The 12,368-nt window shown below is 68.9% G+C and carries 14 protein-coding genes and 2 tRNA genes; 7 read left to right on the top strand and 9 right to left on the bottom strand.

Going from position 1 to position 12,368, the window contains the following annotated elements; genetic code table 11:
- Window positions 1-70: 70 nt before the first annotated feature.
- The gene (locus ACU6XJ_RS04210) at window positions 71-691 is read left to right on the top strand and encodes a mycothiol-dependent nitroreductase Rv2466c family protein (RefSeq protein ID WP_476307002.1); all 621 of its coding nucleotides are present in this window, start codon (window positions 71-73) and stop codon (window positions 689-691) included.
- A gap of 50 nt (window positions 692-741) precedes the next feature.
- Here ACU6XJ_RS04210 and ACU6XJ_RS04205 read toward each other — a convergent pair whose 3' ends face one another.
- The 4 genes from ACU6XJ_RS04205 to ACU6XJ_RS04190 all read right to left on the bottom strand — a co-directional run bounded on the left by ACU6XJ_RS04205 (window position 742) and on the right by ACU6XJ_RS04190 (window position 4,649).
- Window positions 742-966, bottom strand: a complete 225-nt coding sequence (locus ACU6XJ_RS04205) for a ferredoxin (RefSeq protein ID WP_476307001.1) — start codon at window positions 964-966, stop codon at window positions 742-744.
- Complete coding sequence (locus tag ACU6XJ_RS04200; RefSeq protein WP_476307000.1) at window positions 963-1,574, bottom strand: ferric reductase-like transmembrane domain-containing protein; 612 nt, start codon at window positions 1,572-1,574, stop codon at window positions 963-965. The genes ACU6XJ_RS04205 and ACU6XJ_RS04200 overlap by 4 nt, the downstream gene beginning before the upstream one ends.
- 197 nt (window positions 1,575-1,771) lie before the next feature.
- On the bottom strand, window positions 1,772-3,469 hold the full coding sequence (locus tag ACU6XJ_RS04195; protein WP_476306998.1) for an NAD(P)/FAD-dependent oxidoreductase: 1,698 nt from the start codon (window positions 3,467-3,469) through the stop codon (window positions 1,772-1,774).
- 382 nt (window positions 3,470-3,851) lie between these two features.
- Window positions 3,852-4,649 carry an MBL fold metallo-hydrolase gene (locus ACU6XJ_RS04190; protein WP_476306996.1) on the bottom strand — a complete coding sequence of 266 codons (798 nt, stop codon included), beginning with the start codon at window positions 4,647-4,649 and terminating at the stop codon, window positions 3,852-3,854.
- 298 nt (window positions 4,650-4,947) lie between these two features.
- On the opposite strand from ACU6XJ_RS04190, the gene ACU6XJ_RS04185 reads away from it, so the two are divergent.
- Genes ACU6XJ_RS04185 through ACU6XJ_RS04175 form a run of 3 tightly spaced genes read left to right on the top strand, consistent with a single transcriptional unit; the run spans window position 4,948 to window position 6,641 of the window.
- On the top strand, window positions 4,948-5,433 hold the full coding sequence (locus ACU6XJ_RS04185) for a ribose-5-phosphate isomerase (protein ID WP_476306995.1): 486 nt from the start codon (window positions 4,948-4,950) through the stop codon (window positions 5,431-5,433).
- Between the two features lie 35 nt (window positions 5,434-5,468).
- A complete protein-coding gene (locus tag ACU6XJ_RS04180) occupies window positions 5,469-5,813 on the top strand; it encodes a hypothetical protein (RefSeq protein ID WP_476306994.1) in 345 nt (114 codons plus the stop codon).
- 18 nt (window positions 5,814-5,831) lie between these two features.
- Window positions 5,832-6,641, top strand: a complete 810-nt coding sequence (locus ACU6XJ_RS04175; RefSeq protein WP_476306993.1) for an Fpg/Nei family DNA glycosylase — start codon at window positions 5,832-5,834, stop codon at window positions 6,639-6,641.
- Here ACU6XJ_RS04175 and ACU6XJ_RS04170 read toward each other — a convergent pair.
- The 4 genes from ACU6XJ_RS04170 to ACU6XJ_RS04155 all read right to left on the bottom strand — a co-directional run bounded on the left by ACU6XJ_RS04170 (window position 6,638) and on the right by ACU6XJ_RS04155 (window position 9,316).
- A complete protein-coding gene (locus tag ACU6XJ_RS04170) occupies window positions 6,638-7,372 on the bottom strand; it encodes a hypothetical protein (RefSeq protein WP_476306991.1) in 735 nt (244 codons plus the stop codon). The two genes, ACU6XJ_RS04175 and ACU6XJ_RS04170, sit on opposite strands and share 4 nt — an antisense overlap.
- Window positions 7,373-7,454: 82 nt before the next feature.
- A complete protein-coding gene (locus tag ACU6XJ_RS04165; RefSeq protein ID WP_476306990.1) occupies window positions 7,455-7,715 on the bottom strand; it encodes a hypothetical protein in 261 nt (86 codons plus the stop codon).
- Window positions 7,716-7,742: 27 nt separating this feature from the next.
- Window positions 7,743-8,972: a GNAT family N-acetyltransferase gene (locus ACU6XJ_RS04160; RefSeq protein ID WP_476306989.1), complete on the bottom strand. Its 1,230-nt coding sequence runs from the start codon at window positions 8,970-8,972 to the stop codon at window positions 7,743-7,745.
- Between the two features lie 270 nt (window positions 8,973-9,242).
- A tRNA-Gly gene (locus ACU6XJ_RS04155) sits at window positions 9,243-9,316 on the bottom strand.
- An 80-nt stretch (window positions 9,317-9,396) separates the two neighbouring features.
- On the opposite strand from ACU6XJ_RS04155, the gene ACU6XJ_RS04150 reads away from it, so the two are divergent.
- Window positions 9,397-9,470, top strand: a tRNA-Pro gene (locus tag ACU6XJ_RS04150).
- Window positions 9,471-9,528: 58 nt separating this feature from the next.
- On the opposite strand, the gene ACU6XJ_RS04145 is transcribed toward ACU6XJ_RS04150, so the two are convergent.
- Window positions 9,529-9,903 (bottom strand): hypothetical protein, encoded by a 375-nt coding sequence (locus ACU6XJ_RS04145; RefSeq protein WP_476306987.1) that lies wholly within the window; start codon window positions 9,901-9,903, stop codon window positions 9,529-9,531.
- Between the two features lie 268 nt (window positions 9,904-10,171).
- On the opposite strand from ACU6XJ_RS04145, the gene tig reads away from it, so the two are divergent.
- Both tig and ACU6XJ_RS04135 read left to right on the top strand, forming a co-directional pair.
- The gene (gene tig / locus ACU6XJ_RS04140) at window positions 10,172-11,551 is read left to right on the top strand and encodes a trigger factor (RefSeq protein WP_476306986.1); all 1,380 of its coding nucleotides are present in this window, start codon (window positions 10,172-10,174) and stop codon (window positions 11,549-11,551) included.
- 217 nt (window positions 11,552-11,768) lie between these two features.
- Window positions 11,769-12,350 (top strand): ATP-dependent Clp protease proteolytic subunit, encoded by a 582-nt coding sequence (locus tag ACU6XJ_RS04135; RefSeq protein ID WP_476313803.1) that lies wholly within the window; start codon window positions 11,769-11,771, stop codon window positions 12,348-12,350.
- The last annotated feature ends 18 nt before the right edge of the window (window positions 12,351-12,368 follow it).

Genomic DNA, 12,368 nt, shown 5'->3' with positions numbered 1-12,368 from the left:
GCCGTAGGGAACAACCTCGGTGCGCGAAATGTTGGAGCGGGCGAGACCATCATCTGGGGAGAGGCGAGTCATGACAGCTGAAGCACCGCAGCGGACCAAGGTCGACTTTTGGTTCGATCCGCTGTGCCCATGGGCCTGGATCACCTCACGCTGGATGCTTGAGGTCGGCCAGGTTCGAGACATCGACCTGCGTTTCCACGTGATGAGTCTGTCGGTGCTCAACTCGGGTCGGGACCTCCCCGAGGAGTACCGCGACCTGCTGGAGCGCGGCTGGGGCCCGGTCCGGGTCGCCATCGCCGCGGCCAAGCACCACGGCGAGAAGGTGCTGGAACCGCTCTACACCGCGATGGGCACCCGCATTCACAACGAGGCCAATGGCGACTGGGACGAGGTCATCGTCCAGTCGCTGGCCGAGGTCGGCCTGCCCGCCGACCTCGCGGCGGCCGCCACCAGCACCGAGTACGACGAGGAACTGCGCAAGAGCCACCACGAGGGCATGGACCCGGTCGGCATGGATGTCGGCACCCCGACCATCCACGTCGACGGTGTCGCCTTCTTCGGCCCGGTGCTGTCCAGGATCCCGCGCGGCGAGGACGCGGGTCGCGTATTCGACGGCGCGCGGCTGCTCGCGGGCTATCCGCACTTCTTCGAACTCAAGCGCACCCGCACCGAGGAACCGTCCTTCGACTGACCTCGGGAGCTTTCGCCACCAGAGTCATGCCGGGTTCTGGTGGCGAAGGCCTATCGCCGCTCCTCTAACGCGATGGCCTGCATCGGGCACTGTCGGGCGGCGTCCCTGGCCTGCGCGGCCTCGAAGACGCTGACCTTCGACTTGTAGTGCAGCCTGCCGTCCACGTCCAACTCGAAGATCGCGGGGGCCGCGGCCTGGCAGTAGCCGTAGCGGTGGCATTTGACGTTGTCGACGGCGATCTTCGTGGTGACCGGGGTCGGCCGGTGGCGGCTCATGGGACCTCCTCGAGGACACCGATGCGGGTCAGCACCCTGGCGGGCACGAAGCGGAGCACGGTGAGGATCACCGTCGGCATGAACAGGCTCATCCCCCCGACCCAGAGCGTGGCCAGGTTGCCGTTGGCGATCGCGCCGAACAGCGAGTGCACGGCGATCAGCCCGACGGCGAGGTAGGCCGACTTGTGCAGCCACAGCCAGCTTCGGTAGTTCATGTACTTGACAACGCCGACCGAGATGAAGATCGCCAGCATCAGCTCGAACCCGATGATGCCCAGCGAATGCCGCAACACGGCGTCGGGGTGCACGGGCAGGATCAGCCGGGCAGGCGTGAACACGATGTCCTGGAGGAACAGGAACGAGCCCGCGTGCATGCCACCGAACGCCAGGGTCAGCGTCGCCAGCACCATGTGGAAGCTGCGGAGGGCGTTGCGGCCGGTCAGCCGGGCGACCCAGCCGGTGGCCGTGAACACGCCCCACCAGAGGGTCGCGCACATCATCGCGAAGGAGAGCCGGGCCGAGATCTGGGCCACCTGCCGGACACCCACGTCGTGGTCGGAGACGGCTTGCGCAAGTAGCGGTGTTGCTACTGACACCAGGGACGGCATGGATAACCAACCTGTCGAAAGCGGGTTGAAACTGATCAGTTGTGAGGGCTCGCCCTCGTAAACGGGTAAACGGGGCGCACGGTTCAGGGTTATGCACCGCTGACCGGAAACGGCGGCGAGCTGTCGGGCCGCCCGGTCCGGCCTGGGTGGACGGGGCGGCGATGGGGGTCTTTTGGGTCTGCGTTTTCCCAGGGACGTCAGCGTCTGACGAATTCCTGCCAGGCCTTGGCGCTGTCGGAGATCGTGTTGCGGCCGGTGACCGTCGGAGCGGTCCACGGCGTCAGCGGCTGCCTGCTGCCGGGTGAGCTCTCTTCGCTCACCGGCTCAGGGCGCGCGACCGTCGGTGCGGGATCGGGGCGCTGGATGGTCGGCTGCGCGTCCGCGAGCGCCACCGCGGGCTCGGCCTGCGGCGCGGTCGCCGGGACGTCCGCGTACGCCACCGTCGGTGCAGCCGACGGGGCGGTGGCCACCGTCGGCGCGTGGTAGTTGCGGTTCGTGGTGGGCTGGGGTGCCGCCGGGCGCCGGAGGGTGGGCGCCTGGTAGGCGGGCCGCTGCTCGGTCGGCTGCTCCGCGGCGGGTTTCGCCTGGGCACGCCGTCGGGCGGGCTTCACCGCCGTGGGTTCGGCAGGTGCGGGGTCGGCCTTGCGCCGTCGGTTCCTCGGCGGGGCGGGCGTCTCCTCGGGCTCGTCCATGGTCAGCGGCGACCACGGGGTCGCCTCCAGCGCCGTCTCCAGGGCCGTCGTCCAGTTGATCATCGACCGCGGGGTCTCAATACCGGTGACGCCGATCATCTCCTCGCCGCGGAGATGTCCGCGCACCCCTTCCAGCCTGCCGTCCCGGCCTGCGAGCGTGACCACCTCGTCGGCCAGCGCGGGCAGGCCCGCGCCCTGGATGCGGACGCCGTACTGCTCGGTCCAGAACCGGGGGATGGGCGTGAACGGGGTCGCGTCGAACTGGCCCACCAGCAGGTTCTCCGCGGCGGCCCGTCCCATTTCGACGGCGTGCAGCCAGTGCTCGACGCGTCGGGGCGTGTCGTCGATACGCAGGTTCGGGTACCGGGCGACGTCGCCCGCGGCGACCACGTCATCGGCACCGACGACGTGGCAGGTGGAGTCGCAGAGGATGCCGTTCTCCAGCACCAGCCCCGAGCCGTTGAGCCACTCGGTGGCGGGGATGCTGCCCGCGGCGATGACCACCACGCTCGCGATGAGCAGCCTGCCGTCGGACATGCCAAGGCCGATGGCCTGGTTGTGCGGCAGCCACCGCTTGACGGTGCTTCCGGTGATCAGCTGGACGCCCTTGCGGCGGTGCAGGTCGGTGAGCATCGTGCCGGTCCCGGTGCCGAGCACCGCCTCGAACAGCACCTCGGAGCGGCTGAGCAGGTAAACGTCCCGGCCCATCTCGCGCAGGGTGCCTGCGAGTTCGGCGCCGACGAACCCGGCGCCGACGACCGCGACCGGGCCCTTGGTGGTGGCGAGGCTCTGCTGGAGCGCGAGCGCCTCGTCCAGGGTGCGCAGGATGTGCACCCTCGGGTGGTGCATCGGCGGCCCGGGGATCCACCTCGGCTCGACGCCGGTGGCGATGATCAGGCCGTCGTACTTGAGTTCCTCGCCGCCCGCCATGTGCACGATGTGGCGCTTGGGGTCCAGCCGCAGGGCGCGGGTGCCCAGCCGCCAGTTGGCGTCGATGTCGACGTAGTCCTTGAAGAACAGCTCACGCGGCGAGACCTTGCCCAGCAGCAGCTGCTTGGACAGCGCGGGCCGGTGGTAGGGGCGGGTCTTCTCGTCACCGATCATGGTGATGTCGCCGCCGAAGTTGAGCTCGCGGAGTCTTTCCGCGGCACGCAGGCCCGCCAGGCCCGCGCCCACGATCACGATGTTCTCCGGCATGTTCATCTGCGCTCCCGTCGGACAACGACGGGCAAGGGGCTGCGTTGCGCTGCAAGACCGAAGTGGCGTCCCACCTGTGAGGTCCTCCTCGAAGCGTTCCGGGCGCACCGTGCCCCCCGACGCGGGATACGGCCGCGACCCGCGTCCGGTTCAACCGATTTCGGGCAGCCGCCGACCACCGCGAAAGCGGGGCGACGTCGCCGAGATCCGGGCCGGGCGGTTGGGGCCGCCGTGGTAGCACAGTGGACAAACTCTGGCCTCCCCTGGGAGGGGAGGAACGACCAAGTCTTGCTCATTTCGTCCGCTGCGCCGGCAGTACCGGGAGCAAACTCAATTGCGTTGAAAAGGCTAACTCAAAACCGCGGTTGCGCGACGTCGCATTAGCGCCTCAGGCTGGCCGGCGCAAAGCTGCCCTGGTGGTCTCCGGGGGATAGGGAGAGTCGGCTATGGCCTGCCGCGAATCGACATCGCCGTCGGTGACGAGCTGGTGCAGCCGTGCGATGGCGGCCAATTCGACCTGCTGCTCCCGAACGAACTCCAGGCTTACCGGGCTGCCGTGACCAGGCACGACGGTCGAGGGCGCGGCGGCGATCACGCTATCGAGCGCCCGCGGCCACTGTCTGGGAAAGGCGTCTTCGAAAGCCGGTGGTGCTCCCTGTTCGACGAGGTCTCCGGCGAATACAACAGTGGCGTCCGGCACCGAAACGATCACATCATGATCGGTGTGGGCATGGCATGGATGGGTCAGGATCACAGCTCGTCCGCCGACGTTCAGTACAAGACGGTCACGGACCGTTTCCGAAGGCGGCACCGGCACGGTTTTCGCAAGCGAAGCGGCTTTGGCCGTTTGGTGATGATTTTCGTAATAGGCGACCCATTCGCTTTTCTCTGACTCGGCGGTGGATTCGATGAACCGCGCGCACCGCTCGTGCGCGATGACCCGCGCGGGCAGGAAGGCCGCGGTCCCGAAGCAGTGGTCGAAGTGGCCGTGGGTGAGCGCCACGGTCCACGGCGCCGCGGTGATCTCGCGAACGGCCGCCGCCAGCTCCACGCCGTGCCGCTCATCGCCGCCGGTGTCCACCACCAGGCACTCGCCGTCCCCGACCACCAGACCTGTTGTGAGATCCAGATCGTCGTGCCGTCGCGCGAACACCCGATCCCCGAGCTCTACCCACCGATCACCCACGAGCTGATCCTGGCAGAACGACCCGGGGCCGAGTGCGGCCCGAGACCGCTGACGGCGATGAACCGCCCGACAGCGCGCCGGCCGGGAATCGCCCGTCCACGATCACCAGCACCGCGCACTCCGCGCCCAGCGCCGCGACCCCCTCGGCTCCCCACTCCAACCGTAGCCCGAAGCCGTTCTGCCCGAACACGTCCACCGCGCCCCCACTCGAAACCGGCGGCCGACTTCACCCGCCCGAATGGCCTTGTTCACGGCCTGGTGAACGGCCACGCGGAGGGCATTTGGCAGACTGCCCGACGTGCGTGTCTACCTGGGATCCGACCATGCCGGTTTCGAGCTGAAGGCTCAGCTGCTCGACGTTCTCCGCGAGCTTGGCCACGAGGTGATCGACGTCGGCCCCGCCGTCTACGACGCCGCCGACGACTACCCGCCGTTCTGCATCGAGACGGCGCGACGTGTCGTCGCCGACCCCGGCAGCCTCGGCGTGGTGCTCGGCGGCTCCGGCAATGGCGAGCAGATCGCCGCGAACAAGGTCAAGGGCTGTCGCGCCGCGCTGGCCTGGAGCCCGGAGATCGCCAAGCTGGCGCGTGAGCACAACGACGCCCAGGTCATCGGCCTCGGCGCCCGCCAGCACAGCGTCGAGGAGGCCACCGAGATCGTGCGGACCTTCGTGGAGACCCCCTTCTCGGGAGAGCCGAGGCACTCCCGCCGCATCGCGCTGCTGACCGTGTACGAGGACACCGGCGTCGCCCCGGAGATTCCGGCGCATCTCGCCGTTCGCTGAACTTCGGGCGTCCGCAACTGCCACACTGAGCCGCGATGAGCGCTCGATTAACTTGGTTGCTGACGCCCCTGGTGGCGCTGCTGGCCACCGCCGCCGGCGTGGTCGCGTTGTTCTTCGGACAGGCGAAGCTGGTGCCCCGCCTGTCCGGCGGCACCGACCAGCTGTGTGGCACGGCGGACTGCGGTCTCGGCGTCGGCGTCATGCTGATCTTCTTCGCCGGGGTGGTGCTGCTGGCCGCCCTGATCGCGGGGGTGATCCGCGGTCTCGGCCACCCCGACACCGAACCCGGCACCGCGTCCCGCCGCGGCGTCGGCGTCGCGGCCTGGTGCGTGCTCGGCTACCTGGTGATGTCCGTGGTCGCTTGGTGGCCCGAGAGCTGACCCAGGCAGACTTGGGGGATGCCCGAGGGTCACACGCTGCACCGACTGGCCGAACTGCACCGCATGCGCTTCGTGGGCGCTCCACTGGAGGTGTCCAGCCCGCAGGGCCGCTCGGCGGCCATGGCACAGACCGTGGACGGCCTGGTGCTGCGCAGTGCGGAGGCCTACGGCAAGCACCTGTTCCACCGGTACGGGGTGGACAAGACGGTGCACATCCACCTCGGCCTGTACGGCGTGTTCTTCACCCAGGCCAAGCCGGTGCAGCCGCCCCGCGGCCAGGTGCGGCTGCGGATCGTCGGCGAGACGCACTGGGCCGATCTGCGCGGACCGACCAAATGCGAGCTGCTCACCGAGTTCGGGGTGGAGTCCATCCTGCGCAGGCTCGGTCCCGACCCGCTGCGTGCCGGCGCCGACCCCGACCTCGCCTGGGACCGCATCTCCCAGTCCCGCACCTCTATCGCGGTGCTGCTGCTGGACCAGTCGGTGCTGGCAGGTGTCGGCAACGTCTACCGCGCCGAACTGCTGTTCCGGCACAACCTCGACCCGATGCTGCCGGGCAAGGAGCTTCCCCGCGAGAAGTGGGACGCGATGTGGCCCGACCTGGTCGCGCTGATGAAGGAAGGCGTGCGGACCGGGCGCATCGACACGGTGCGTCCCGAGCACGAGCCGCAGGTGATGATGCGGGCGCCGCGCACCGACCGGCACGGCGGCGAGACCTACGTCTACGGCCGCCCCGGCAAGCAGTGCCTGATCTGCCGCACTCCGGTGCGGATGACGGAACTGGCCACCCGCAAGCTGTATTGGTGCCCGACCTGCCAGCAGCGCTAGAAGCCGCTCACGTCGAAGCCGCCGTCGAAGCCGCCCGAATCCCAGCCGCCGCCGTCACCGCCGAAGCCGCTGTCCTCGAAGCCGCCGCCGTCGAAGTCGGCCCCCGCGACGGCGTCCGCCGCGGCGACACCCGCCATCCCGGCGAACAGGGTGCTGAACAGCAGCATCGAGCCCACACCCCAGGCGCCCGCCACCAGCGCGGGCTTCCACCACGGCTCGCTGTACCAGCCCTGCGGAACCGGACGGCCCGCCACGGTGCCGCCCGGGTAGTAGTGCGGGGTGCGCGACCCCGGCATCGGGGAGGCCGCGTACTCGTGCCCTTGCACATTGACCTCGCGGTCCTCGCTGACACTTCCCGCACGGCGCTGCCCCGGCAGCGGCGGCAACTCGGGACCGGGGTCCAGGCTCATCGCCGTCCGCGCCGCCCGCACGTAGTACAGACCCTCCAGCGCGGTGTCGGTGACCAATTCGCACTGCCGGACGGTGCTCGCCTGCTCCAGCTGTGAGCCCGCCGCGTTGAACCGCTCCCCGGCATCCGCCAGCGCCTGACGGGACGCGTCGTCGGTTGGCGTCAGATTGAGCACCTGGCCGCCCAGCCGCTCCACCCACCGGCGCGCCTCCGCCTTGGCATCGGCGACCGCCTGCGCGGTCCGCCCCGCCCGTTGTCGGAGGAGCAGCAGCACACCGCCGAGGAGCAGGACGAGAACCAGCACAATCACAACACCGGTCATGACGACCTCCCGAATCAGCGACGGTCCCTCAGCGGAACCGTCTCCGAGTCGCTGTTGCCCACGTTACCTGCGAAAACCCCGGTCAGCAGCTACCGCCGCCGCCACCACCGTCGTAGCCCCCGCCGCAGCCGTCGAAGCCACCGCTCGCGCTGGTCGAGGCGTCGGCCGCCAGGAACACCCCCGCGGAGCCGTACCCGACGTGGTGCCTGCGCGGCGCGCGGACCGGTGCGGTCCTGGCTCGCTGCACGGAGATCACCGAGAACACGGCAAGCAGACCGATCACGGTGCCGATCACCAGCAATACGCCCATCAGGACCTCCCAGGAGCCGTTGTGCAACGTCAACGCCCGGCGTTCCCGCCGAGTTCCCGCTTAGAACACCTCCGGGCAGTAGGGCGCGACCGTTCCCGCGAACGCCCTGGAAGCCGCAGCCACCGCACCCGGCCGATGCTCCCGCACCCGCTGCGCGGCAGCCAGCGAAGCCAGTGTAGTTCCGCCCAGGTAAACCGCACCCAGTTCCTCAACCCCCAACGTGAAGTCCGCCTCGGCATCCGTCCGCGCCACCTCGGCGTTCCCATCGCCCCCCACGAGCACCCGCCAACTCCCCTCGTTCCACGGACAAAGCCGGTCCGACACCCCCAGCACGACCTCCGCGGGCGCGCTGTACCGCCGGGCGCCCAGCGCCGCAGGCACATCGACGATCCGCACCCACAGGGAGTCGATGAGCCGCCGCGAGGTCAGCCGCGGCTCGCGCACCAGATGTAACACGGCCTCGTCCGCAGCCGCCCAAGCCAAGCCCACCTCCCGCACCAGCGCCATGTCCAGCAGATACCGCCACAACCCCGCGTAACTCTCCGCCGACAACGCCGACAACTCGACCAGTTCGACCTGGTGGTTCGGACTCCCCTGGTCAGCCCAGCGCACCCGAGCCCGGTAGATGGCGTAACCATCCGGCAGCACCGCGAACCGCAAGGCCGAAGCCCCGTCCCGAGTAGCCGGGTCGTCCATCAACTGGAAGACCCAGTGGGTATCGGAGCGACTCATCCAGCCAACCCGCCGCGGTGCGATCTTGGCGTGAATCTCCTTCATGATCGGCAGCGCGGCCTCACGGGAAAGCTCCCGCACCCGCTCCGACCCCAGGTCAGTGCCCTCCCGAAACCCAGCGCTGCTGGATACCGACAGAGGCCCCTGCTGAGCGGCCAACCCATACCCGAATCGCCCGTAAATACCGCCCTCGGAAGCCCACAGCATCGCCACTGGCACGTCCCGCTCATGCAGCGAGTCGAGCTGATGCCGCATAAGCATGGACAGCACACCCCGACCCCGCTCACCAGGCGCTGTCGCCACCGCCGTGACCCCCGCCGCCGTGCACTGCACCTCACCCGGCAACGTCAACTGCCGCACCGGCATCGCCGCAGTCCCGATCAACCGATCCCCGTCAAACACGCCCTGGTACGTCTCCGCCCGGTCACCAAACCCCTCCCGCGCGGCGTCTCGATGCCCATCAAAGCGATCAGTGAGAAACGCACTGCTGATGACGTGGTAGAGCGCGTCGAAGTCCTCAACGGTGAGGTTCCGTACAGTCAGCCCGGCTGCGGTCATGTGCCCTTAGTACAAGGAACCCCCGACATTCCGCGACCGAGTTTCCGCAGAGCCGAGCCGACGCGACGCGTGACCCAATCTTTCACCCGCGCGAGCCCTCCCCCTTCAACGAAGACCCATTCGCCGAAGTGGCTAGGCAAAACCCTCACCGCCACCAGGTGACGGGGGTCCAGGGGGCAGAGCCCCCTGGCTGGGGTCTGGGGGCTCGGCCCCCAGAATCATTGCGAAAGATGAGGGCCGGGGCTCTCCCCCGGCACACCTCTCCCAATCTGGAGCGGGCGACGGGAATCGAACCCGCGTAGCTAGTTTGGAAGACTAGGGCTCTACCATTGAGCTACGCCCGCATGCGGGCCGTGGAGGCCGCGCGGCACAAGATTACCCAAAGACGCTAGGCTCTTCACGCACCACCCCTCCGGTGGTGCGCCGGGGTGTAGCGCAGCTTGGTAGCGCACCCGCTTTGGGAGCGGGGGGCCGCAGGTTCAAATCCTGTCACCCCGACCCTCTTCCCTCATTGGTTGTGGCCCGAGGCCTGCCCGCGGGCCACAACGATGACCGTTCAGCCCGCCTGGCAGTCCTTCAAGGCCTTCTCCGCCGATCCGACCACCTCGTCCTTGATCTTGACGGCGTCTTCCCGCGCTTGGGCGAGGTCCGCGTGTGCCTTGGCGGACTCCGCCAGCACGCGGGCGGACTCGGCCTGCACGTCGGCGGATCTGACCGAGGCGGCTTTGGCGCTCGCCTCGTCGGCCTTCCGGTCCAGCTCGTCGGAGCGCTGCCGCGCGATGCGGACGGCGTCCTCGGCCGCCCGCACCCGGTCGTCATCGGCAACGGACTGGACCTGTCGCTGCTGCTCCGCGCAGTCCGGCGCCTTGGCGGAGCAGCCGGTGACGGCCAGGCCCGCGGTCAGCAGACAGAGAATGAGGACGCGTGACATCGAGTCTCCTTGGTCTTGTGACGTGCGGCGTGAGCCCCAGGAACCGCACGGGTGAACACCCACGATTGTGTGGATTGCGCTGACGGCGCTCTTACCTGACGGGGTACGTGACAGGTGGCGATGGCGCGGTGACCGGCCTCGCCTAGACTCCTCCGGTAACACCTCAGCCGAGGTGGGCTTGGCTGTACAACCAATTCCGGCCTGCCTGCCGTTTGGCGCCGCCCGAACCGGTATCCGGGCGAAGATCGAAACCGCACGAGGAGATGACGTGAAGAGCACCGTCGAGCAGCTGAGCCCGACGCGGGTCAGGATCAACGTCGAGGTGCCGTTCGACGAGCTCAAGCCCGAGTTCGACCGGGCATACAAGCAGCTCGCCAAGCAGGTGCGGATCCCCGGCTTCCGCCCAGGCAAGGCACCCGCCCGCATTCTCGAGTCCCGGATCGGCCGGGGCGCCGTGCTCGACGAGGTGGTCAACGAGGCGATCCCGGCCAAGTACCTGGAGGCCGTGAACGCGGGCGAGATCAAGACCCTGGGCCGCCCGGAGATCGAAGTCACCAAGCTGGAGGACAACGAGATCCTGCAGTTCCAGGCCGAGGTCGACGTCCGCCCCCAGATCACCGTGCCCGCCTTCGGCGAGCTGTCCGCCACCGTGGACGACGTCGAGGTGACCGACGAGGAGGTCGCCGACCAGCTTGACGAGCTCCGGGCCCGCTTCGGCACCCTGGTCGGCGTCGACCGCCCGATCGCCGACGGCGACTTCGTCATGCTCGACCTCTCGGCCACCGTGGACGGCGCCGAGGTCGAGGAGGCGCGCACCAGCGGCCTGTCGTACCAGATCGGCTCCGGTGAGCTGGTCGACGGCATCGACGAGGCACTCATCGGCGCCGCCAACGACGAGACCAAGGTCTTCAACGCCAAGCTGGTTGCTGGCGAGCACGCGGGCCAGGACGCCGAGGTGACCGCCGTGGTCAAGGCCGTCAAGGAGCGTCAGCTGCCCGAGCTTGACGACGAGTTCGCTCAGCTGGCCAGCGAGTTCGACACCCTCGACGAGCTCAAGGCCGACCTGCGCACCCGGCTGGGCCGGGTGAAGAAGATGCAGCAGGGCGTGCAGGCCCGCGACAAGGTGTTGCAGGCGCTGCTGGACTCCACCGAGGTGCCGCTGCCCGAGGCCGTGGTGACCGCCGAGGTCGACGTGCGCAAGCACGACGCCGTGCACGCCTTCGACCACGACGAGGCCAAGTTCTCCGAGTGGCTGGAGTCCCAGGGCCAGACCCTGGACCAGTTCAACACCGAGGTCCGCGAGGGCGCGGAGAACGCGGTCAAGACCCAGCTGGTGCTGGACACCATCGCCGACGCCGAGCAGATCGGCGTCTCGGACAGCGAGCTCATCGAGCGGGTCGTGTACCAGGCCCAGCGCTTCGGGGTGAGCCCCGACGAGTACGTGCAGCGGGCCCAGCGCTCCGGCCAGCTCGGCGCCATCTACGCCGACGTGCGCCGCGGCAAGGCGCTGGCCAACGTGGTCCGGCAGGCGACCATCACCGACGGCACGGGCAACGCTCTTGACCTGGACGAGCTGTTCGGGCCGCAGCAGCAGGCCGCTCCGGCAGGCGAGGCCAAGACCGAGGAACCCGCGGGCGCCGCGGGCTGAGGACACACCCTTGGAGCGTGGGGCTGCGCACACCGGTTGGCGCTTCCCCACGCTTTGAGCGAACGAGGGCCCCTTTACGCCACTTCACCTGCTCGCCTTGGTTAATGTCGGTCCTAGCAGAGATCAGCAAGCAACCCGGCGGACATCCCGAGACAAGAAGCCGCCGGGCTCACGAGAAGAGGCAGACGTGACGCAACCGACGATCCCGGCCCCCGAGATGAGGGGGAACTCGCACGGGCTGACGCTCAATGACTCGGTGTACGAGCGTCTGCTTCGCGAGCGCATCATCGTCCTGGGCACCCAGGTCGAAGAGAACATGGCGAACCAGATCTGTGCCCAGTTGCTGCTGCTGGATGCCGAGGACTCCGAGCGCGACATCTTCCTGTACATCAACTCGCCGGGCGGCTCGGTGACGGCGGGCATGGCCATCTACGACACCATGCAGCTGATCAACGCCGACGTCGCCACCGTGGCCATGGGTCTGGCCGCGTCGATGGGCCAGTTCCTGCTGGCCGCGGGCGCCACCGGCAAGCGTTACGCGCTGCCGCACGCGCGGATCATGATGCACCAGCCCTCGGCGGGCCTGGGCGGCACCGCGGCGGACATCGAGATCCAGGCCGACATGCTGGCCAAGCACAAGCGCGAGATGGCCGAGCTGATCGCCGAGCACACCGGGCAGACCGTGGAGAAGATCCAGGAGGACTTCGACCGCGACAAGTGGTACACGGCGGCCGAGGCCAAGGAGTACGGCTTCGTGGACCACGTCCTGGCCCGCAACAACCAGCTGCGTCGCGGCTGAGGCACGAGGAGAGGTCAC

Source organism: Actinorectispora metalli, from assembly GCF_056323685.1.
This window is presented reverse-complemented; position numbering and strand designations above follow the sequence as displayed.

Excerpts from the sequence above, each read along its gene's own strand:
- ACU6XJ_RS04135 (WP_476313803.1), top strand. The coding sequence starts at position 11,769 with ATGAGGGGGAACTCGCACGGGCTGACGCTCAATGACTCGGTGTACGAG.
- ACU6XJ_RS04195 (WP_476306998.1), bottom strand. The coding sequence starts at position 3,469 with ATGAACATGCCGGAGAACATCGTGATCGTGGGCGCGGGCCTGGCGGGC.
- ACU6XJ_RS04175 (WP_476306993.1), top strand. The coding sequence starts at position 5,832 with ATGCCCGAGGGTCACACGCTGCACCGACTGGCCGAACTGCACCGCATG.
- ACU6XJ_RS04170 (WP_476306991.1), bottom strand. The coding sequence starts at position 7,372 with ATGACCGGTGTTGTGATTGTGCTGGTTCTCGTCCTGCTCCTCGGCGGT.
- ACU6XJ_RS04210 (WP_476307002.1), top strand. The coding sequence starts at position 71 with ATGACAGCTGAAGCACCGCAGCGGACCAAGGTCGACTTTTGGTTCGAT.
- ACU6XJ_RS04205 (WP_476307001.1), bottom strand. The coding sequence starts at position 966 with ATGAGCCGCCACCGGCCGACCCCGGTCACCACGAAGATCGCCGTCGAC.
- ACU6XJ_RS04160 (WP_476306989.1), bottom strand. The coding sequence starts at position 8,972 with ATGACCGCAGCCGGGCTGACTGTACGGAACCTCACCGTTGAGGACTTC.
- ACU6XJ_RS04180 (WP_476306994.1), top strand. The coding sequence starts at position 5,469 with ATGAGCGCTCGATTAACTTGGTTGCTGACGCCCCTGGTGGCGCTGCTG.
- ACU6XJ_RS04145 (WP_476306987.1), bottom strand. The coding sequence starts at position 9,903 with ATGTCACGCGTCCTCATTCTCTGTCTGCTGACCGCGGGCCTGGCCGTC.
- ACU6XJ_RS04200 (WP_476307000.1), bottom strand. The coding sequence starts at position 1,574 with ATGCCGTCCCTGGTGTCAGTAGCAACACCGCTACTTGCGCAAGCCGTC.